The sequence below is a fragment of the Pararobbsia silviterrae genome (assembly GCF_003628125.1).
GTDB lineage: Bacteria > Pseudomonadota > Gammaproteobacteria > Burkholderiales > Burkholderiaceae > Pararobbsia > Pararobbsia silviterrae.
The window spans coordinates 409,570-430,031 of sequence record NZ_RBZU01000003.1 but is presented as its reverse complement, the minus strand read 5'-3'; the positions used below and the strand labels follow the sequence as shown (position 1 = coordinate 430,031).

The 20,462-nt window shown below is 64.1% G+C and carries 13 protein-coding genes, 1 tRNA gene and 1 pseudogene; 12 read left to right on the top strand and 3 right to left on the bottom strand.

Annotated elements, in window-relative coordinates; genetic code table 11:
• Positions 1–28 precede the first annotated feature (28 nt).
• A complete protein-coding gene (locus tag D7S86_RS10035) occupies positions 29–1,384 on the bottom strand; it encodes a GNAT family N-acetyltransferase (protein WP_158601917.1) in 1,356 nt (451 codons plus the stop codon).
• 165 nt (positions 1,385–1,549) lie between these two features.
• On the opposite strand from D7S86_RS10035, the gene D7S86_RS10030 reads away from it, so the two are divergent.
• Together D7S86_RS10030 and D7S86_RS10025 are read left to right on the top strand one after the other, a co-directional pair.
• Positions 1,550–3,601 (top strand): NAD(+) synthase, encoded by a 2,052-nt coding sequence (locus D7S86_RS10030; RefSeq protein WP_121085900.1) that lies wholly within the window; start codon positions 1,550–1,552, stop codon positions 3,599–3,601.
• Positions 3,602–3,807: 206 nt separating this feature from the next.
• On the top strand, positions 3,808–4,146 hold the full coding sequence (locus tag D7S86_RS10025) for a P-II family nitrogen regulator (RefSeq protein WP_121085898.1): 339 nt from the start codon (positions 3,808–3,810) through the stop codon (positions 4,144–4,146).
• 402 nt (positions 4,147–4,548) lie between these two features.
• Here the strand turns inward: D7S86_RS10025 and D7S86_RS10020 are convergent.
• Positions 4,549–5,205, bottom strand: a pseudogene (locus D7S86_RS10020) (Smr/MutS family protein); the annotation flags it as partial.
• Entirely contained in the window at positions 5,168–6,127 is a 960-nt protein-coding gene (trxB, locus tag D7S86_RS10015; RefSeq protein WP_121085896.1) for a thioredoxin-disulfide reductase, read from the bottom strand. The pseudogene D7S86_RS10020 and the gene trxB, both read right to left, overlap by 38 nt.
• Before the next feature lie 577 nt (positions 6,128–6,704).
• Here trxB and D7S86_RS10010 point away from each other — a divergent pair.
• The 10 genes from D7S86_RS10010 to D7S86_RS09965 all read left to right on the top strand — a co-directional run bounded on the left by D7S86_RS10010 (position 6,705) and on the right by D7S86_RS09965 (position 20,371).
• Entirely contained in the window at positions 6,705–9,041 is a 2,337-nt protein-coding gene (locus D7S86_RS10010) for a DNA translocase FtsK (RefSeq protein ID WP_121085894.1), read from the top strand.
• Positions 9,042–9,235: 194 nt separating this feature from the next.
• Positions 9,236–9,898, top strand: a complete 663-nt coding sequence (lolA, locus tag D7S86_RS10005) for an outer membrane lipoprotein chaperone LolA (protein ID WP_240648072.1) — start codon at positions 9,236–9,238, stop codon at positions 9,896–9,898.
• Positions 9,891–11,207: a replication-associated recombination protein A gene (locus tag D7S86_RS10000; RefSeq protein ID WP_121085890.1), complete on the top strand. Its 1,317-nt coding sequence runs from the start codon at positions 9,891–9,893 to the stop codon at positions 11,205–11,207. The genes lolA and D7S86_RS10000 overlap by 8 nt, the downstream gene beginning before the upstream one ends.
• A gap of 193 nt (positions 11,208–11,400) precedes the next feature.
• The gene (gene serS, locus D7S86_RS09995; RefSeq protein WP_121085888.1) at positions 11,401–12,687 is read left to right on the top strand and encodes a serine--tRNA ligase; all 1,287 of its coding nucleotides are present in this window, start codon (positions 11,401–11,403) and stop codon (positions 12,685–12,687) included.
• Positions 12,688–12,905: 218 nt separating this feature from the next.
• Positions 12,906–12,996, top strand: a tRNA-Ser gene (locus tag D7S86_RS09990).
• 234 nt (positions 12,997–13,230) lie between these two features.
• Entirely contained in the window at positions 13,231–15,429 is a 2,199-nt protein-coding gene (locus D7S86_RS09985) for a type I secretion system permease/ATPase (RefSeq protein WP_121085886.1), read from the top strand.
• A 2-nt stretch (positions 15,430–15,431) separates the two neighbouring features.
• Positions 15,432–16,784: an HlyD family type I secretion periplasmic adaptor subunit gene (locus D7S86_RS09980; RefSeq protein ID WP_121085885.1), complete on the top strand. Its 1,353-nt coding sequence runs from the start codon at positions 15,432–15,434 to the stop codon at positions 16,782–16,784.
• 220 nt (positions 16,785–17,004) lie between these two features.
• Positions 17,005–18,249 carry a TolC family protein gene (locus D7S86_RS09975; RefSeq protein ID WP_158601916.1) on the top strand — a complete coding sequence of 415 codons (1,245 nt, stop codon included), beginning with the start codon at positions 17,005–17,007 and terminating at the stop codon, positions 18,247–18,249.
• Positions 18,250–18,719: 470 nt separating this feature from the next.
• On the top strand, positions 18,720–19,466 hold the full coding sequence (locus tag D7S86_RS09970) for a hypothetical protein (protein ID WP_147432286.1): 747 nt from the start codon (positions 18,720–18,722) through the stop codon (positions 19,464–19,466).
• A gap of 5 nt (positions 19,467–19,471) precedes the next feature.
• Positions 19,472–20,371 (top strand): hypothetical protein, encoded by a 900-nt coding sequence (locus tag D7S86_RS09965; RefSeq protein ID WP_147432285.1) that lies wholly within the window; start codon positions 19,472–19,474, stop codon positions 20,369–20,371.
• The last annotated feature ends 91 nt before the right edge of the window (positions 20,372–20,462 follow it).

Here is a 20,462-nt window from a genome sequence, read left to right as displayed (position 1 = left end):
CGACCGTCTGGCGTGAGGCTTGCCGCGTCTACGCGTCGCGCGCGCCGGCGTGGCGGAACGGATCGTGTTCGCGGAGTTCGTCGACGTAGTCGCGCATATGCGCGGTTTCCTGCGCGAGGAAACGTTCGACGGCATCGGCGAACGACGGATGCGCGAGCCAGTGCGCCGAATGCGTGACGGTCGGCATAAAGCCGCGCGCCATCTTGTGTTCGCCTTGCGCGCCGCCTTCGAAGGCGCGCAAGCCCTCCTCGATGCAGAATTCGAGCGGCTGGTAGTAGGCCGTCTCGAAGTGCAGACACGGGATATGTTCGATCGCGCCCCAGTAGCGGCCATACAAGGTGCCGCCATCGCTGTCGCGCTGGTAGACGACGAGTGAACTCGCGACCGGGCGGCCTTCGTGTTCGGCGATCACCATCATCAGATTCTCGGGCATCGTGCGGCCGATCGTTCGGAAGAACGCGAGGTTCAGATACGGGCTCGAATGATGCTCGCGGTACGTCTGCTGGTAGCAGCGGTTGAAGAAGCGCCATGCGTCGTCGGTGATATCGGGTCCCTTGACCCGACGCATCGTGACACCGGCCTCCTGGACCTTGCGACGCTCGGCGCGGATGTTCTTGCGCTTTTTCTGTTCGAGCGTCGACAAGAATTCGTCGAAGTCGCGGTAACCCGGATTCTCCCAGTGGAATTGCACGCCGCGCCGCGCCATCATGCCGACGGCGTCGAGCACGCCCGCTTCGTCGTCGGTCGGGTAGAGCACGTGGAGCGACGAGACCCCCGAGTCCTCGGCGAGCGCGCGCAGCGTCGCGGCAAGCGTGAGCCGGCTCTCGTCGTCGATCGCGAGCAAGCGCGCGCCGGACACCGGCGTGAACGGCACCGCGCAGAGCAGCTTCGGGTAGTACTCGAGGCCATTGCGCCGATACGCATCGGCCCATGCCCAGTCGAACACGTACTCGCCGTACGAATGGCTTTTCAGATAAAGCGGCATCGCGGCGACGAGCGTTTCGCCGTCGAAGCTCGACGGGCCGATCGTCTGGCCGTCGGCGAGCCATTCGCGCGGCGCGTCGTCGGAGTCGGATGCCGGATCCGATGCGGAATCGGACGTTGAAGCGAACGTCGAAGCGGATTCCGGCGCGCGGTTCGGCCTCGAAGCCGATTCGCGCGACGCGCCGTCGTCTTGCGTCGAACTGTGACCCGTGCTGCGCCAGATCGTCAGAAAGCGCGGCGCCCAGCCGGTCTCGGCCGTCGCGCATCCGGCCTCGGTCAACGCGCTCAGGAATTCATGCCGCAGGAAGGGCGTGGGTTTCGGCTGCTTTGCGAGCAGCGCGTTCCACATGTCGGCGTCGAGGTCTGCCGGTGATTCGACAATGCGCGTGCGATAATCCATCAGTCCCGAATCGTTCCGAAAGCATCGGCCATGTCGCGCGAGCCTGAGCGCGGCGCATGACGATCGATGCACAAGGTCGCTAATCGTCCCTATCTTAGCTGCATATCCCGACCCGCGTTGTCCACCCGGCATCGGTCGCCGGTGCGCAACCCCTAGGAATGCGTGATGACCCATCCGTTCTTCAATCTCTATACCCACGGTTTTGCGCGTGTCGCGGTCGGCGTGCCACGCTGCCGCGTCGCGGACCCGGCGTTCAACGCGGCCCAGACGCTCGCGCTCGCACGCGATGCCGCCGCGCGCGGCGCGGCGCTCGTCGCCTTTCCCGAGCTTGGCTTGTCGGCCTACACGTGCGATGACCTGTTTCATCAGGCCGCATTGCTCGATGCATGCGAAGCCGCGCTCAGGACGATCGTCGACGCGTCGCGCGAGATCGCGACGACCTTGCTCGTCGGCATGCCGCTGCGCGTGCAGCACGCGTTGTACAACTGCGCCGTCGTCGTGTCGTCGGGGCGCGTGATCGGCGTCGTCCCGAAGAGCTATCTGCCGAACTACAGCGAGTTCTATGAAGCGCGGCAGTTCAGCGCGGGCGAAAACGCGCCGGTCGATGCCATCGATCTGCTCGGCGAACGCGTGCCGTTCGGCTCCGATCTGCTGTTTCAGGCGAGCAATCTGCCGTTGCTGCGCTTCCACGCGGAGATCTGCGAAGACGTTTGGGTGCCCGTGCCGCCGTCGTCGTTCGCGGCGCTCGCGGGCGCGACCGTGCTCGTCAATCTGTCGGCGTCGAATGTCGTGATCGGCAAGTCCGGCTATCGCCATCAGCTTGTCGGGCAGCAGTCGGCGCGTTGTCTCGCGGCGTATCTCTACACGTCGGCCGGGCGCGGCGAATCGACGACCGATCTCGCTTGGGACGGACAGGCGCTGATCTACGAAAACGGCGAGATGCTCGCCGAGTCGGAGCGGTTCCGCGACGACTCGCATCTGATCGTCGCCGACGTCGATCTCGAACGGCTTTCGCGCGAACGCATGCACACGACGACGTTCGCGCAGTCGGTGCGCCGGCATGCGCATGAGGTCGCGCGTTTTCGCGTGCTCGCGTTCGACGCGCATCTCGTGCGCGAGCGCGCCTTGCCGCTCGAACGTCATGTCGAGCGCTTCCCGTACGTGCCGGCCGATCCGCGCCGGCGCGACGAGCGCTGCAACGAGGTCTACCAGATCCAGGTCCACGGACTCGTGCAGCGGCTCGCGTCGAGCAAGCTGTCGAAGGTCGTGATCGGCATCTCGGGCGGGCTCGATTCGACGCATGCGCTGCTCGTCTGCGCGAAAGCGATGGACCGCCTGAACCTGCCGCGCACGAACATCCTCGCGTACACGATGCCGGGCTTCGCGACGAGCGAGCGCACCTTGCAGCAGGCGCGCGAACTCATGCGCGTGGTCGGCTGCTCGGCGCACGAAATCGATATCCGGCCCGCATGCGAGCAGATGCTCCGCGATCTCGGCCATCCGTACGCCGAAGGCCAGGCGCAGTACGACGTCACGTTCGAGAACGTCCAGGCGGGCGAGCGCACGAACCATCTGTTCCGGCTCGCGAACTTCAATCACGCGATCGTGATCGGCACGGGCGATCTCAGCGAACTCGCGCTGGGCTGGTGCACGTACGGCGTCGGCGACCATATGTCGCACTACAACGTCAATGCGAGCGTGCCGAAGACGCTGATCGCGCATCTTGTGCGCTGGGTCGCCGAAACGCGGCAGATCAGCGAGAGCGGCGCCGAGGTGCTCGAGAACGTGTTGTCGACCGAGATCAGCCCCGAACTGATTCCGTCGAGCGAGTCGGGCAAGATCGAGCAGAAGACCGAAGCCGTCATCGGGCCGTACGAGCTGCAGGACTTCAATCTCTACTACACGCTGCGGTTCGGATTCGCGCCGTCGAAGGTCGCGTTCCTCGCGCACACGGCGTGGCACGACCGGGAAAAGGGACGCTGGCCCGAGCGCGCGGACGTCGCGCGCAACGCCTACACGCTCGCGGCGATCAAGCATAACCTCGGCATCTTTCTCGACCGGTTTTTCCGTCAGAGCCAGTTCAAGCGCTCATGCATTCCGAACGCGCCGAAGGTCGGGACCGGAGGTTCGTTGTCGCCGCGCGGCGACTGGCGCGCGCCGAGCGATGGCGAGTCGGTCGTCTGGCTCGAACAACTCGCGAGCGTGCCCGACCAATAGGCATGCAGGAGGGCATGCAGGAGCCGTCTGCACGCGCGTGCCGGACGCGGCGCTTCGGGCGCCGCGCCGCGACGGGTAGAATGCAGGCAAGCCCATCCATGCGCATGCCGATCGACATCGTGTACCCCGCGATATGACGGTGGCCTGCGCCGCACGCACAGCCATCCGCAGCATCGAGAGCACATCCAGCCATTTAAGGGACCACCATGAAACGTATCACTGCGATCATCAAGCCGTTCAAGCTCGACGAAGTCCGCGAGGCGCTGGCGGAAGTCGGCCTCACGGGACTCACGGTGACCGAGGTCAAGGGCTTCGGCCGTCAGAAGGGCCATACGGAGCTCTACCGGGGCGCCGAATACGTGGTCGACTTCCTGCCGAAGGTCAAGATCGAGGTCGTCGTGACCGACGCGCAATGCGAAAGCGTCATCGACTCGATCGTCAACGCCGCGCGCACGGGCAAGATCGGCGACGGCAAGATTTTCGTGTCGGATATCGATCGCGTGATCCGGATCCGGACCGGCGAAGAGAACGAAGCCGCGATCTGAGCGCAGGCATCCCGTCTCGCACGCAAGGGCCCGTCATGGGCCCGATCGGTGTTGAACGATGCCGCTTGCGCCCGATCGGCGATGCCGATGCATCGATGCTGTCTTTGATGGGATTGCAGGTCCGTGAGCGCCGCTCAGGCATGAGCGCCGCGCCTTGACCGCGGAGACGGCGCATCGGGGGGCACCGTCAATCGCATGCGGTATCGGTCAAGCGCCCAGCGCGAGGGTCGCGCCTTAACGGTGGCGCTTGAGCAACTCGGCGAACGAGGCTTCGAGCGTCGTGGCGGGTTGCGTCGAATCCGCACCCGCACGTGCATTCACAGCCGCATCCGTTCCGCCGTCCGGCGCGCGTTCGGCGTGTCCGGAGACGGGCAGCTTGTCGACTTCCTTCGCGAACTGTGTCGACGGCTGCAACAGCACGAGTACCGCGCCCGCGCCGCCGTCATGGGGGCGCGCCTGGCAGAACGCGATGACTTCTTCCTTCTGGGCGAGCCAGCGCCGGACCTTGCCTTTGAGCACGGGCTCCTTGCCGATCGAACCCAGCCCCTTGCCGTGAATCACGCGCACGCAGCGCAGGCCGTGCTTGACGGCTTCGCGCAGGAAGGCGCCGAGCGCTTCGCGTGCCTCGTCGCTGCGTTTGCCGTGCAGATCGAGTTGCGCCTGCACGATCCACGTGCCGCTGCGCAGCTTGCGCACGACGTCGCCGCGCACGCCGGGCCGGCAGAACGAAAGGGTGTCGTCGATATCGAGCAGGGCCTCGGGATCGAACTCGTCGGAGATCGCCTCGACGAGCACGGCTTTCTCGTCCTGCTGGGTCTTGAGCGGCAGGGGCGGGGGCGTGTCGCGCCGGCGCGGCGCGCGCGGGGGCGCGTCGAGCGGCGACACCGCCCCGACCGAGCGGCGGAACACGTCGGCCTCCGCCGCCGCTTCGCGCGCGCGTCGGGCGGTTTCGATCCGGTCGCGCTCGCTCGCTTCGGCTTGCGCCTTGAGCTGTTTCGCGAGCGCGCCGAGATCCGCGAGGTCAGTGAGCTTCGAGGCTTTCAAGGTAGCGCTGCGCATCGAGTGCCGCCATGCAGCCCGTTCCCGCGCTCGTGATGGCCTGCCGATACACGTGATCCTGCACGTCGCCCGCGGCGAACACGCCGGGCACGGTCGTCGCCGTCGCGTTGCCGCCGAGGCCCGCGTGCGTGACGATGTAGCCGTTCTTCATCTCGAGCTGGCCTTCGAACAGATCCGTATTCGGCTTGTGGCCGATCGCGACGAACACGCCCGCGAGCTCGATATCCTGCGTGGCGCCCGTATCGCGATGCTTGATGCGCAGCGACGTCACGCCGCTCGTGTCGCCCTGGACTTCGTCGACGACGTGGTTCCACTTGATCTCGACCTTGCCTTCCTTCTCCTTGGCGAGGAGCCGGTCGATGAGGATCGGTTCGGCGCGGAACTTGTCGCGGCGATGCACGACCGTGACCTTCTTCGCGATGTTCGACAGATACAGCGCTTCCTCGACCGCCGTGTTGCCGCCGCCGATCACGGCGACTTCCTGCTGGCGATAGAAGAAACCGTCGCACGTCGCGCATGCCGAGACGCCCTTGCCCATGAACAGCTCTTCGGACGGCAGGCCCAGGTACTGCGCCGACGCGCCGGTCGCGATGATCAGCGAGTCGCACGTGTATTCGCCCGCGTCGCCGATCAGCCGGATCGGCTTTTCGGTGATCTTGGCCGTATGGATGTGATCGAAGACGATTTCCGTGTTGAAACGCTGCGCGTGTTCAAGAAAACGCTGCATGAGTTCCGGTCCCTGGACGCCGTTCGCGTCGGCGGGCCAGTTTTCGACATCGGTCGTCGTCATGAGCTGGCCGCCCTGGGCGAGACCCGTGACGAGCACCGGATTCAGGTTGGCGCGCGCGGCATAGACTGCGGCGGTGTAGCCGGCGGGGCCGGAGCCCAGGATCAGCACTTTGGCGTGTTTGACTTGCGACATGTTCTTTCCCCAAACGGGCATTCAGCGGGCGGTAACGGACGCGCAATTATATGCGGGCGCCGTGACGAGACCGAATCAACCCTTTCTATCGTGCCGATAGTGAGGTGCCGATAGTGAGGTGCCGCTAGTGAGCGCATACCCGGCACGGCGAGCCGGGCGCGCCGCGGACGCGTGCGTGTGATTCGGCCGTCTTCGTCGAGCATATGGGGGCAGCCCCGCGCGAGCGCAAGCCGATCATGGCGCCGGTGGAGGGCATGCTCGGTTCGCGGAGACGCCGCGCGCGATGCCTGATCGGCCGTGAAGCCTCCTGCCTTCGTGATGCCGCCTTGGTCGTCCGCCGCGCCGCGCCTCGCGGATCCTGCAGCGTCCCGCGGCGGGGCGACGCACAGCCGCCGCGGGACGCTCGCGCCGCAGATTGAAGTAAACAATGCGGAATGTGCCCTTGATCGTTGTTTTTGCAGCGTTTCGATACAGATTTTTCCGCGCGTGACGGAGCAATCGGGCTGGAACGCGGGATCGGCGGTTTAGAATGACACGCATCGAACGACCGGCGGACCTCCGCCGTACCTGCATTTCAATGGCGAAAACGACTTTTTCACCCGGCGCCAACGCGCTGCCGCACCGGATGTCGCGGCTGTTCTCGGAAATCCGCTGGCTGGTGCAGGCGGCGCTGCTGCTGTTTCTCGTCATGGCGCTCGTCAGCTACACGCGGCGCGATCCGAGCTGGACGCATTCGGCGCAAGTCGACCACATCTCGAACTGGGCCGGCCGCGTCGGCGCATGGACATCGGACCTGCTGTTCCTGTTGTTCGGCCTCTCGGCCTATTGGTGGATCGTGCTGCTCGCGCGCGGTGTCGCGGGCGGCTACAAGCGGATCGCGGAGCCGCGCGAGCGCGGCGGCCGCGGCTTCGATGACGACGACGGCGCGTCCGCGCATGTCGGCGAAGGCTGGGTCGTGCAGATCGGCGCGTTCGCGCTCGTGTTGCTGTCGTCCATGGGCATCGAGTCGCTGCGGATGTGGTCGCTCAAGCTCGCGCTGCCGCGTTCGTCGGGCGGCGTGTTCGGCGACCTCGTCGCGAACGCCGTGTCGCACGCGCTCGGTTTCACGGGCGGGACGCTCGCGCTGTTGTTCGCGTTCGGCATCGGCCTGTCGCTCTACTTCAAGTTTTCGTGGCTCAGCGTGGCCGAGAAGGTCGGCGAGGCGATCATCAACGCCGTCACGCTCGCGCGTCTGCGGCAGGAAGCCAAGCGCGACCGCAAGGCCGGCGAGGCCGCCGCGGTCAAGCGCGAAAACAAGGTCGAACGCGGCCGCGTGAAGCTCGAGGAACACGAGCCCGTGCAGATCGTGCCCCAGGTCACGACCGTGCCGACGTCCGAACGCGTCGAGAAGGAAAAGCAGCAACCGTTGTTCGCCGAGATGCCCGACAGCACGTTGCCGCCGCTCGCGTTGCTCGACCCCGCGGCGGCCGTCCAGGAGACCGTCTCGGCCGATACGCTCGAATTCACGTCGCGGCTCATCGAAAAGAAGCTCAAGGATTTCGGCGTCGAGGTCAGCGTCGTCGCCGCGTATCCGGGGCCTGTCGTCACGCGCTATGAGATCGAACCGGCGACGGGCGTCAAAGGCAGCCAGATCGTCGGTCTCGCGAAGGATCTCGCGCGGTCGCTCTCGCTCGTGTCGATCCGTGTCGTCGAGACGATTCCGGGCAAGAACTACATGGCGCTCGAATTGCCGAATCCGCGCCGGCAGACGGTGCGGCTGTCGGAAATCCTCGGCTCCGAGATCTATGCCGACGCGCCGTCCGCGCTGACGATGGGTCTCGGCAAGGACATCAGCGGCAAGCCCGTCGTCGCCGACCTCGCGAAAATGCCCCACCTGCTCGTCGCGGGGACGACGGGTTCGGGCAAATCGGTCGGGATCAACGCGATGATCCTGTCGTTGCTCTACAAGGCGACGCCCGATCAGGTCCGCATGATGCTCATCGACCCGAAGATGCTCGAAATGAGCGTCTACGAAGGCATTCCGCACTTGCTGTGTCCGGTCGTCACGGACATGCGCCAGGCCGGCAACGCGCTGAACTGGACCGTCGCCGAGATGGAGCGCCGCTACAAGCTCATGAGCAAGCTCGGCGTGCGCAATCTGAGCGGCTACAACAACAAGATCGACGACGCGGCCAAGCGCGAGGAAAAGATTCCGAATCCGTTCTCGTTGACGCCCGACGCACCGGAGCCGCTCGACCGGCTGCCGACGATCGTCGTCGTCATCGACGAGCTGGCCGACCTCATGATGGTCGTGGGCAAGAAGGTCGAGGAGCTCATCGCGCGGATCGCGCAGAAGGCGCGCGCCGCGGGCATACACTTGATCCTCGCGACGCAGCGTCCGTCGGTCGACGTGATCACGGGGCTGATCAAGGCCAATGTGCCGACGCGCATGGCGTTCCAGGTCTCGTCGAAGATCGACTCGCGGACCATTCTCGACCAGCAGGGCGCCGAGTCGCTGCTCGGGATGGGCGACATGCTCTATCTGCCGCCGGGTACGGGCTTGCCCGTGCGCGTGCATGGCGCGTTCGTGTCGGACGATGAAGTTCATCGCGTCGTCGAGAAGCTCAAGGAGTCCGGCGAGGCCAACTATATCGAGGGAATTCTCGAGGGCGGCGTCGCGGGCGAGGACGGCGTCGAGGGCGGTGAAGCCGGCGCGGGCGGCGCAGGCGGCGAATCCGATCCGCTTTACGATCAGGCCTGCGAGATCGTGATCAAGCACAAGCGCGCGTCGATCTCGCTCGTCCAGCGGCATCTGCGTATCGGCTATAACCGGGCGGCGCGGCTGCTCGAACAGATGGAGCAATCGGGCATGGTCTCGGCGATGTCGTCGAACGGCAATCGCGAGATCCTCGTGCCGACGCGCGACGCCGAGTGAGCAGATTCGCGTGTGGGCGGGCGCACGCGTGCGACGACGCCCGCCGTTCGACGCCTGGCCCGCGGGTGCGCGCTGGACGTGCGCCACGGACGTGCGGGACGTGCGTCAAGCCCATCTCCGGGGCATGCCGCTTGCGGCGCCCGGTTATATTTCCCAAGTTATTCCCACGGTTATTCCGTTTCGACCGTATGACTATGAAATCGATGATTCGAAAGGCGGTACTCACGGCGTCGCTGCTGGGCGCCTCGCTGCTTGCCGCATCGCAGGCGTTCGCGGGCGGGATCGACGACCTGAAGGCGTTCGTCGCGCAGGTGCATTCGGCGCGCGGCGACTTCGTCCAGCATCAGATCTCGGCGAACAAGGGTGGCGCGAGCGCCACGCAGGCGCTGAAGGCGGCCGGCACGCAGAGCGGCAATTTCGTATTCGCGCGGCCCGGCAAGTTCATCTGGGCCTATACGAAGCCCTATGACCAGCTGCTGCAGGCCGACGGCGAGAATTTCTACGTCTACGACAAGGACCTGAACCAGGTCACCGAGCGCAAGCTCGGCAATGCGCTCGGCGCGAGCCCGGCGGCGATCCTGTTCGGCAGCAACGATCTCGACAAGAGCTACGCCTTGCGCGACGTCGGCGTGAAGGACGGCATCGACTGGCTCGAGCTCACGCCGAAGAGCCAGGGCACGCAATTCCAGCAAATCGGCATCGGCTTTCGCGACGGCACGCTCGCCGCGATGGAGTTGCACGACGTGTTCGGTAACGTGACGCTGCTGACGTTCACGAACGTCGTCAAGAATCCGACGCTGCCGGCCGACACGTTCAAGTTCACACCGCCCAAGGGCGCCGACGTGATCCATGGATGATCTGTTCAAGGTCGAGCCGCGCCGGCCGCTTGCCGAGGCGCTGCGGCCCGCGACGCTCGCCGATGTGATCGGCCAGAAGCATCTGCTCGGACCCGGCAAGCCGCTGCGGCTCGCGTTCGAATCGGGCAAGCCGCATTCGATGCTGCTCTGGGGCCCGCCGGGTGTCGGCAAGACGACGCTCGCGCGACTGACGGCCGATGCGTTCGATTGCGAGTTCATCGCGCTGTCGGCCGTGTTCGCGGGCGTCAAGGACATCCGGGCCGCGATGGAGCAGGCCGAGCAATATCTTGCGCAAAGCGGCAAGCAGACCTTGTTGTTCGTCGATGAAATCCACCGGTTCAACAAGGCGCAGCAGGACGCGTTGCTGCCCTTCGTCGAGTCGGGGCTCGTCGTGTTTATCGGCGCGACGACCGAGAACCCGTCGTTCGAGGTCAATTCGGCGCTGCTCTCGCGCGCGCAGGTTTACGTGCTCAAGGCGCTGACCGAGGACGAGATGCGCGAGCTGCTCGCGCGCGCGCGGCAGACCGTGCTGTCGCGCCTCGCTTTCGACGAGGTCGCGATCACGACGCTGATCGGCTATGCCGACGGCGATGCGCGCCGGTTTCTGAATCTGCTCGAACAGACCGATACGGCCGCCACTGCGTCGGGCAAGACGACGATCGACGCGGCGTTTGTCGAGAATGCGCTGACGCTCAACGTGCGTCGTTTCGACAAGGGCGGCGACAATTTCTACGATCAGATCTCGGCGCTGCACAAGTCCGTGCGCGGCTCGCACCCGGATGCGGCGCTGTACTGGCTGTGCCGGATGCTCGACGGCGGCGCCGATCCGCGCTATCTCGCGCGCCGAATTATCCGGATGGCGTGGGAGGACATCGGCCTCGCGGACCCGCGCGCGATGCAGATCGCGAACGATGCGGCGCTGACCTATGAACGGCTCGGTTCGCCCGAGGGCGAACTCGCGCTCGGGCAGGCGGTGGTCTATCTCGCGGTCGCGGCCAAGAGCAATGCGGGCGAGCTTGCGTTCAATCAGGCGATGGCGTTCGTGCGCCAGGATCGTTCGCGCGAGGTGCCCGTGCATTTGCGCAATGCGCCGACCAAGCTCATGAAGGAGCTCGGCTACGGCCGCGAATATCGTTACGCGCACGACGAGCCGCACGCGTATGCGGCGGGCGAGACGTATTTCCCCGAAGGACTCGACGAGCCGGGCTGGTACCAGCCGGTGCCGCGCGGCGCCGAAGCGAAGATTGCGGAGAAGCTTGCGTGGCTGCGCTCGCTCGACGACGAGGCACGAGGGGGCGGGGAGTCGTAGCGGGCGAGGGGCGGTCATCGGTGCGCGGGGGATGCGAGGGGCGCTTTCGTGCGCGCGTCGATACAACGCGATACAACGCGATTCGATGCGATTCAACGATCAGCGGGCACAATTCGGGCCTCAATTCGTGAAGCGGGTCGCGGCACTCGGTTAGAATCGGCAGATTCGAAAAATAGCCGCAGCGATCTTTTTCATGCTCGACCTACAACTTCTCCGCAAGGATCTCGACGCCGTCGTCCGGCGTCTCGCCGATCGTGGCTTTGCTTTCGACGCCGCGACGTTCAGCGCGCTCGAAGCCGAGCGTCGCGATATTCAGATCAAGACCGAGGAACTCCAGGGCCGCCGTAACAGCCTGTCCAAGCAGATCGGCGCGCTCAAGTCGAAGGGCGAGGATGCATCGGCCGTGATGGCCGAAGTCGGCGGCATCGGCGACACGCTCAAGGCATCGGCCGCGCGCCTCGACGAAATCCAGACGAAGATGTCGGAATTCCTGCTCGGTATTCCGAACCTGCCGCACGCGTCGGTGCCGACGGGCAAGGACGAGAAGGACAACGTCGAAGTGCGCCGCTGGGGCACGCCGCGCACGTTCGATTTCGAGGTCAAGGACCACGTCGACGTCGGCGAGCCGCTCGGACTCGACTTCACGACGGGCGCGAAGCTCTCGGGCGCGCGTTTCACGCTGTTGCGCGGCGGGATTGCGCGTCTGCATCGCGCGCTCGCGCAGTTCATGATCGACACGCATACGACGCAGCACGGTTATACCGAGTGCTATACGCCGTATATCGTGAACCCCGAGATTCTGCTCGGGACGGGGCAATTGCCGAAGTTCGCCGACGACATGTTCCGTGTGGAAAAGGGTGGCGGCGAAAACACGGTCACGCAATATCTGATTTCGACATCGGAGATCACGCTCACGAACACCGTGCGCGAAAGCATCGTCGATGCGGCGCAGTTGCCGATCAAGCTGACCGCGCATTCGCCGTGCTTCCGTTCGGAAGCCGGTTCGTACGGGCGCGATACGCGCGGCATGATTCGCCAGCATCAGTTCGACAAGGTCGAGATGGTGCAGATCACGACGCCCGAGCAGTCGTACGAAGCGCTTGACCAGATGGTCGGCCATGCCGAGGCGATCCTGCAGAAGCTCGAATTGCCGTATCGCGTCATGACGCTCTGCACGGGCGATATGGGCTTCGGCGCGGCGAAGACCTACGACCTCGAGGTCTGGATTCCCGCACAGGGCACCTATCGCGAGATCTCGTCGTGCTCGAATATGGAAGCATTCCAGGCGCGCCGGATGCAGGCGCGTTTCCGCAATGCGCAGGGCAAGCCCGAGAACGTCCATACGCTCAACGGATCGGGCCTCGCCGTGGGCCGCACGCTCGTCGCGGTGCTCGAGAATTATCAGAACGCGGACGGTTCGGTCACGGTGCCGGCCGCGCTGCGTCCGTATCTCGGCGGGCAGGAGCGTCTGACGGCCTGATTGCGCGCCCGGATAGGGGCGGGCATGACTGTGTCGACGGCGAGCCGAAACGATGCGTGATCGATGCCGGATAAAAAATTCGGTTTCGATGCATCGGGGGCTTGTAAAGCGATGAGGGCTCCGCTAATATCTCGTTTCTGTCGCAGCTGACCTCCATGCGACAGATCAAGCAGTTCAAAGCGGTCGGTTGTATCAGCGCCGCAGGCTGTGAACACCAAGGAAAGGTGGCAGAGTGGTCGAATGCGCCGGACTCGAAATCCGGTGTACCCTTCTCGGGTACCGTGAGTTCGAATCTCACCCTTTCCGCCAGAATGCACAGAGCCCCGACGATCGGAAACGATCCTCGGGGTTTTTGTTTGTTCGGCGGTTTCGTGGCATCCCTGTCGTGATTTCTCCGCTGTTGCGCTGACGCGCATATCGCCATGCGCGGATTGGGCAAGTTCGGCCCATTCCACGGTCCTATATTTCGGCGTTTCGTCGAGCGGCATTGAGCCGAACGACTTGGCGTTGTCTCATATTGGACCCCGGGGCGGCATCGTCGGCATGAGCGAACTCACATCGGTACGGCAAGATCCGCGGACTCATCCGCCGCGCGATTCGGGGATGGCGTGTCTCGAGATCATGGCGCGCATGCATGGCGTGGCATTCGATGTCGCGCGGCTTCGACATGAATTCGGTGCGCCCCCCCTCGACACCTTACGCGTGCTGCTTGCCGCGCGTTCGCTCGGACTCTCGGCCAAGGCGATCGTGCAAACGCCTGAACGGCTCGATCGTGCCCCGCTGCCCGCGATCGCGCAGCACCGCGAGACGGGCAAATTCTTTGTGATTGCGCAGATCCGGACCGATGCATCGTCAGGCGCCACGCGGATCCTGATTCGGCGTGCGGGCGAATCACCCGAAGTCGTCGATCGTGCGCACGTGCTCGACATCTGGACGGGCGAACTCATCCTGCTGTCGAGCAAGGCCGATCGTGCGTCGACGATGGCGCGTTTCGATTTCTCGTGGTTCATTCCGGCCATGGTCAAATATCGTCGCGTGCTCGGCGAGCTCGTACTTGTTTCGTTCGTCCTGCAGCTTATCGGCCTTGCGACGCCCTTGCTTTTTCAGGTCGTGATGGACAAGGTGCTCGTCAATCATGCGATGCGCACGCTTCATGTCGTCGTGCTCGGACTCGTCTGCGCGACGCTGTTCGAAGCCATGCTCGGCGGGTTGCGTACGTGGGTCTTCGCGCATACGAGCAGCAAGATCGACGTCGAACTCGGCGCGCGTCTGTTCCGCCATCTGCTCCAACTCCCGATCGCCTACTTTCATGCGCGGCGCGTCGGAGATTCCGTGGCGCGCGTGCGCGAACTCGAATCGATCCGTGCATTCCTGACCGGCCATGCGATGACACTCGTCATGGACATCGTGTTCTCGTTCGTCGTCTTCGCGGTGATGTCGATCTATAGCGCGGCGCTGACGGCGATCGTCGCGCTGTCGATTCCGTTCTACGTGCTGCTCTCGATCGTGTTCACGCCCCTGATCCGCGGGCGGCTCAACGAAAAATTCAACCGCGGCGCCGAAAACCAGTCGTTTCTCGTCGAGTCGATCAGCGGCGTCGATACGATCAAGTCGATGGCGGTCGAGCCGCGGTGGGCCGAGAAGTGGGATCGGCAACTCGCGGCCTACGTGCGCGCGGGGCTCGCCGTCGCGCGCGTGTCGATATGGGCCACGGAAGGCGCGTCGTTGCTCAGCAAGCTCGTGACCGCGTCGATCATGGGGTGGGGCGCGGTGCTCGTGATCGAACAGAAACTGACGGTCGGCGAGCTCGTCGCGTTCAATATGCTCGCCGGCCAGGTGTCGGGCCCGATCTTGCGACTCGCGCAACTCTGGAACGACTTTCAGCAGGTCGGCATTTCGATGGGCCGGCTTGGCGACATTCTGAACAGCCGCCCCGAGGTCGCGGCGCACAAGTCGCGGTTGCCGCGCGTCGTCGGGACGATCGAATTCGATCGCGTTTCGTTCCGGTACCGCGCCGACGCCGGCGACGTCTTGCGCGATGTCACATTGCACGTGCGGGCGGGCGAATTCGTCGGAATTGTCGGTCGCTCGGGCTCGGGCAAGAGCACGTTGACGCGTCTCGTACAGCGCTTATACGTGCCCGATCGAGGGTGTGTGCGCGTCGACGGCCACGATCTCGCGGTGATCGACGTTGCGAGCCTCCGGCGGCAAATCGGTGTCGTGCTGCAGGAAAACCATCTGTTCAATCGTTCGGTCCGCGAGAACATCGCACTCGGGCTGCCGAGCGCGACGCTCGAACGCGTGATGGCCGTCGCGAAGCTCGCCGGCGCTCACGACTTTATCTGTGGCCTGCCCGAAGGGTATGACACGATCGTCGGTGAGCACGGCGTCGGCTTGTCCGGAGGACAGCGACAGCGCATCGCGATTGCGCGCGCGCTGATCACGCAGCCGCGGATCCTGATCTTCGATGAGGCGACGAGCGCGCTCGACTACGAATCCGAACGGATCATCCAGGACGCGATGCGGCGCATCTGCGCGGGACGTACGGTCCTCGTCATCGCGCATCGCTTGTCGACTGTGCGCGATGCGAATCGCATTGTTGTCATGGACCGCGGGCAGATCGTCGAGATCGGGACTCACGACGCGCTTCTCGCGAACACGGATGGGATCTACGCGGGACTTCATCGGCTGCAGCAAGGGGCGCCGATGTCTTCCGGCGGCCGCTTCGGGCACGGAGCCTGACGATGATCGGGACACGCACGAGGCACCGCATCCGGGCATGGCTCGAATGGATTCGTCGCTATCGTCGCGTCTGGCGCGTGAGCTGGCGACGCCGCGCTGAACTCGATCCGCCTGCATTGCGCGCGCACGAAGCGGAATTCCTGCCCGATGCGCTTGCGATTCAGAACGCACCCATCTCGCCCGTCGGACGTTGGGTTGCGCGCGTATTGACTGCGCTTGTCGCGGAGGGTATCGCTGGAGCCGTCTTCGGTCGGGTCGACATCATCGTCAACGCGCAGGGCCGGCTTATCGCGGACGGATACACGAAGACGCTCGGCTCGACCGAAGTCGCAAGCGTGCATGCGCTCCATGTTGAAGAAGGTCAGACCGTTCGTGCGGGGCAGGTGCTCATCGAGCTCGATACCCGCATGAACGACAGCGAGCGGGATAAAGCCGAAGGCGAGCGTCAGGCGGCGGAGCTGCTTTCGGCGCGTTCCGATGCGTTGCTGAGATCGATCGATTCGATGGTGCGTCCCCGATTGCCCGCGATCGAAGGCATCGATGTCGATAGGCGGCGCGAGGCGCAGCGGCATCTGATGGACCAATGGCGCGACTACGCGGCCAAGCGTGCGCGTATCGACGCCGACATTCGTCGAGTCGGGGAGGCACTCGCAGTGGCCGCGGAACAGGCGACCGACTATGCGGCGCTCGCGCGATCTCACGATGTCTCGCGCCATGCGTGCCTCGACAAGGAGCAGGTGCGCGGGGATCTGGAACGCCAGCTCGACGATGCGAAGCATCGCAGAGCGGTGTATATCGCGGAATCGCGCAAGGCGGCGGAGGATGTCTACGACGATGCACGGCGCCGGGCCGACGCGGCCCGACAGGACGTCGCGCGAGCGCAGGCGCGTGGCGCGTTGCTGCGCTTGACGGCGCCCGTCGACGGCACGGTCCAGCAGCTTGCCGTGCATACCGTCGGCGGTGTCGTGGCAGCCGCGCAGCCGCTCATGCAGATTGTGCCTGCGCAGACGCACGTCGAGATCGAAGCGTTCATCGAGAACAAGGATGCCGGGTTCGTGCACGAAGGCCAGCATGCCGAGTTCAGAGTCGACGCGTTCGAGTACACGAAGTACGGGACGGTGTCCGGCGTTGTACGTCACGTATCGCACGACGCCATCGAGGACGACCGACGCGGCTTGATGTACTCGATCCACGTGGCGCTCGATCGCTCCGATATCGCGGTACAAGGACGTCGTGTTGCATTGACGCCCGGTATGACCGGCACGGTCGAGATTCGCACGGGGACGCGCCGGATCATCGAATACGTATTGGCGCCGTTGTTCCTGCACGCGAGAGAAAGCCTTCATGAACGATGACAGGCGTATGTATTGCGCATGGCGTGGATGGCCCGGGTGTTGGATTCGGGCTGCGATGGGCGTGCTGGGTGTCGTGCTTGTCGTTGCGAGAAGCGACGCGAACGGATTGCCCGATCTCTTCGACGATCCATTGCTTGCAAATCCGCCCGTACTTGAAAATTCGAGCATCGCGTTACCCGGTGATCGACAACCATGGTCATGTTCGGATCGTGCGCGGCAGGTGTGGCCGGATCCTCCCCGGCTGCTCGACCTGACTGACGCAATCGATATCGCGCTATGCGACAACCCGCAGCTCAAACATGCGATAGCGGAGATCCGGCTTCAAGCAGCCGCGCTCGGCGAGGCGCGCGCCGCCTACTTACCCCGGCTGTCGTTGTCGACCAGCGAACTCGAGAGTCGTACACGCGATGCGTTTGGCGATCAGCGTGCGCGCGGACTCGCGAGCTACGGAACCTTGACGTGGCGCGTGCTCGATTTCGGGGGCCGATCGGCGAATATCGAGCTTGCCGACCGCTTGCTCGATGCGGCGAGCGCGACCCGTGATGCGACGATCCAGCGGGTGCTCGCGCACGTCGTGTCGGCGTATTTCGACGCCGTGACCGCGCAAGCTGCCGAGCGCGAGCGCGCTCGCAGCCTTGAACTGGCCGAACTGACGCTCGGCGCGACACGGCGCAGAAGCCTGCATGGGAGCGCAAGTCACGCCGATATCGCGCAAGCGAGCGCCGCGCATGCGAGAGCGGCGCTCGCACGTTCGCGGGCACAGGGCGAATTGGACAAAGCGCGCGCGGTGTTGCTCAACGCGATGGGTCGATCGTCCGAGCAAGCCGTGCGCTTGCCGGACGCACTGCCCGCGCCGCGCGATGATGAAGCGGTCGTGCTCGATGCGTGGCTTGAACACGCGAAACACGTGCATCCCGCGATCGTCGCGGCGCGAGCGCAGGCGGACGCGGCGCAAGCGAAGATCGGTGTCGCGCGCGCGGAGGCGTTGCCGACGCTTGACTTGAATTGGAACGTCTATCGCAACGGGTATCCGAATCAAGGTCTATCGGCGCGTGGCGGTACAACCACGACGATCGGCCTGACGCTGACGATTCCGCTGTTCGATGGCTTCGCGAGGATCTATGGCGTCCGCCGTGCACAGGCGCAAAGCGAGCAGACATCGAATCAATTGGAAGAGACGCGGTTACAGATCGATCTGGACATCGTGAAGGCGCGTGCCGATGTTCAGGCGGCGCGACGTAACGTGCTCGCTTCGCAGGCGTTGCTCGTTGCGGCGATGGATGCCGCGCAGAGCGCGCAGCGCCGCTATGACCATGGTGCGGCAGACATCGTCGAACGGCTGCGCGCGGAGGACGGACTCGCCGATGCGCAGCAGGAGCGGATTCGATGTCTGGCCGAGTGGCACTCGGCGAGGTTGAGGCTCAAGGCCAGCATGGGAATGCTTGGGCGTGGCGCGTTTGAGTGATGCGTCGGTTTGGATGAGGCCGGATAAACGGTAAGCGGCATCGCTCCACGCGGTTTCATGCGGCTCGGCGGCCGATGGGTTCGAAGCGAGGGCACGCTTGCGCAACAGCGTGCTTCGAACGCGCCATCGCTGAGTCGCCCGACAGGACACGAGGCAATCGGATGAAGATGTCGAGATACGGACGGTGGTTGTGCCGGATCGTGGGATGGAGCGTGGCGACTGTGTTGGGGGTCGTCGTCGTTTTGGCGGGATGCGGTGCGGCGATCGTCCATTTCATGCCCGATCGTACGCTGCATCCACTCGGATATTTCGCAGACGAGGCCAAGCGCCCGCCGGTCGTTATCGGCGAGTTGGGCGGCGTACCCGTGCGCATGCCTTCTTGGTTTGCCGAACACGTGACATATGAAGGGGAGCCGGACTTCGCGGCACTTCATCGGGGCGCCAAGATGGCGTTGACGCAACGATCCAAAATGAATGAGCTCGGCTTTGCGGTTCGGTATCCCGATATGGCGGGGCGTTCGAGCCGAGCGCTCTGGAGCGACTACGGCCGCTATTTCGACGCCTATTTCGAAGAATTCGAGGCCGTGTCGCCTTGGATCGACGTCAAGCTCGAGATGGCGGATCGATATCCCGGCGATGATTATCTCGATCGGACCGTGAGCGAGCGGCTTGCACACAAGGCTGGACCGAATCACCACACCCCTCCCGAATACGCGAAGCTCGCGAAACGTGAATTCGGATTGACGGTGTATGCGCCGCCAGGTATCGATCCGAAGACCGGAAAGCCCTACCGCGATGACGAAAAGGATCTATTGGTGCGCAGGAATCGGGACGGCAGCGTCGGTACGTTCGTGCTCTGTATGAACGATCCGTATCTGAGTCTCAAGTATCAGCGCTGTGCACAGCATTTCAGCATGGAACCGGGCATGCGAGCGGCTGTGACGGTGTCGTATCCGCGCCATTGGTTGCCGCATTGGCATGCGATTCAGCAGAAGGTCGTCGCACTCGTGAGGAGTTTTAGCGTGGACGTAGGGGCAGAGGCTTCGACGTCGGGCGCATCGGCGTCGGCGCAAGTTTCGGCGACATCGATACGAACCGCCGATGATTTACGACGCTGCGATTCGCTTCCCGCCGCCGGGGATACGCGTGCGCATGCTCCCGCGGCGTGGTCACGCGAAGCGCTGCGCTGCGATTCAGAGCAACGCATGGAGATGTGATGCACATGACGCTCAAGAAGTTATTTATTTTTTCGATCGTCGTGTTATCGATCGTCGCGTGCATTCTGTTGGGATTGTCCCAGTTGGGTCGCGTGCTCGGGAAGTCATGGTTTCCGATCGAAACGGACGCTGCCCAATATGCGGATCCGAACTTCGGCATGGGGAATCTCGGCGGCGTGCCCGTCAGGATTCCTTTGTGGTTTGCCGAGCATGTCGAATATGAGGGCGATCCGGGTTTTATGGGGAAACGTGAAGGGCCGATTCCGAAGCGGACGATGGACTCGCCCTTGACGAGTTTCGATTTTAATGTGCGATTCCCGGACATGGCCGGCCGGACCAGTCCGGCGCTCTGGTGGGACTATGAGAAGTACGCCAATTTGTACTGGGATGGCTGGTACGACTCGATTTCGCCATGGATGTTCGTCGGTGTCGAAACGGGCTCTCGTTATTACGGTATCGCCGGTCTGGAACGAGTCCTGAAGTATCGATTGACCTTTAATCCGGATCTTGACCCGAAGCGTGAGAGGGAATATCAGAAGCTGCCGGAGGACAGATGGGGTCTGGTGGCTTACGCGACGCGATTCTTCGATCCGGAGAGCGGCAACGCTTACCATTGGATTGCGTCGAATACGGAACTCTATGTCAATCGATCTCGAGACGGAAGGCTCAATACCTATATCGCTTGTACGAATCACTATCGCAAGAATGTGCTGCGTTTGACGTGTACGCAGTCGTTCAGTCTTGAACCGCGGATGAAGGCCGAGGCTCACGTTTCGTACCCGCGCTATTTTCTTCCTTACTGGAAGGAGATCCAACGCCTGACGGGCGATTTGATTTGGAGTTTCAGGCTTGACGAGGCCGCTACGACGCCATCGACAGGGGACCCATCAAGCCCCGCTCGGTGACGGTTCAAACGCTGGCTTATATGCGATTGACGTCGATCGCCATCGAGTGGCCCACCGGAGTGCCGAGTTTCCCGAGTACACGTGCTGTCTA

Excerpts from the sequence above, each read along its gene's own strand:
- D7S86_RS10035 (WP_158601917.1), bottom strand. The coding sequence starts at position 1,384 with ATGGATTATCGCACGCGCATTGTCGAATCACCGGCAGACCTCGACGCC.
- D7S86_RS10030 (WP_121085900.1), top strand. The coding sequence starts at position 1,550 with ATGACCCATCCGTTCTTCAATCTCTATACCCACGGTTTTGCGCGTGTC.
- D7S86_RS10025 (WP_121085898.1), top strand. The coding sequence starts at position 3,808 with ATGAAACGTATCACTGCGATCATCAAGCCGTTCAAGCTCGACGAAGTC.
- trxB (WP_121085896.1), bottom strand. The coding sequence starts at position 6,127 with ATGTCGCAAGTCAAACACGCCAAAGTGCTGATCCTGGGCTCCGGCCCC.
- D7S86_RS10010 (WP_121085894.1), top strand. The coding sequence starts at position 6,705 with ATGGCGAAAACGACTTTTTCACCCGGCGCCAACGCGCTGCCGCACCGG.
- lolA (WP_240648072.1), top strand. The coding sequence starts at position 9,236 with ATGAAATCGATGATTCGAAAGGCGGTACTCACGGCGTCGCTGCTGGGC.
- D7S86_RS10000 (WP_121085890.1), top strand. The coding sequence starts at position 9,891 with ATGGATGATCTGTTCAAGGTCGAGCCGCGCCGGCCGCTTGCCGAGGCG.
- serS (WP_121085888.1), top strand. The coding sequence starts at position 11,401 with ATGCTCGACCTACAACTTCTCCGCAAGGATCTCGACGCCGTCGTCCGG.
- D7S86_RS09985 (WP_121085886.1), top strand. The coding sequence starts at position 13,231 with ATGAGCGAACTCACATCGGTACGGCAAGATCCGCGGACTCATCCGCCG.
- D7S86_RS09980 (WP_121085885.1), top strand. The coding sequence starts at position 15,432 with ATGATCGGGACACGCACGAGGCACCGCATCCGGGCATGGCTCGAATGG.
- D7S86_RS09970 (WP_147432286.1), top strand. The coding sequence starts at position 18,720 with ATGAATGAGCTCGGCTTTGCGGTTCGGTATCCCGATATGGCGGGGCGT.
- D7S86_RS09965 (WP_147432285.1), top strand. The coding sequence starts at position 19,472 with ATGACGCTCAAGAAGTTATTTATTTTTTCGATCGTCGTGTTATCGATC.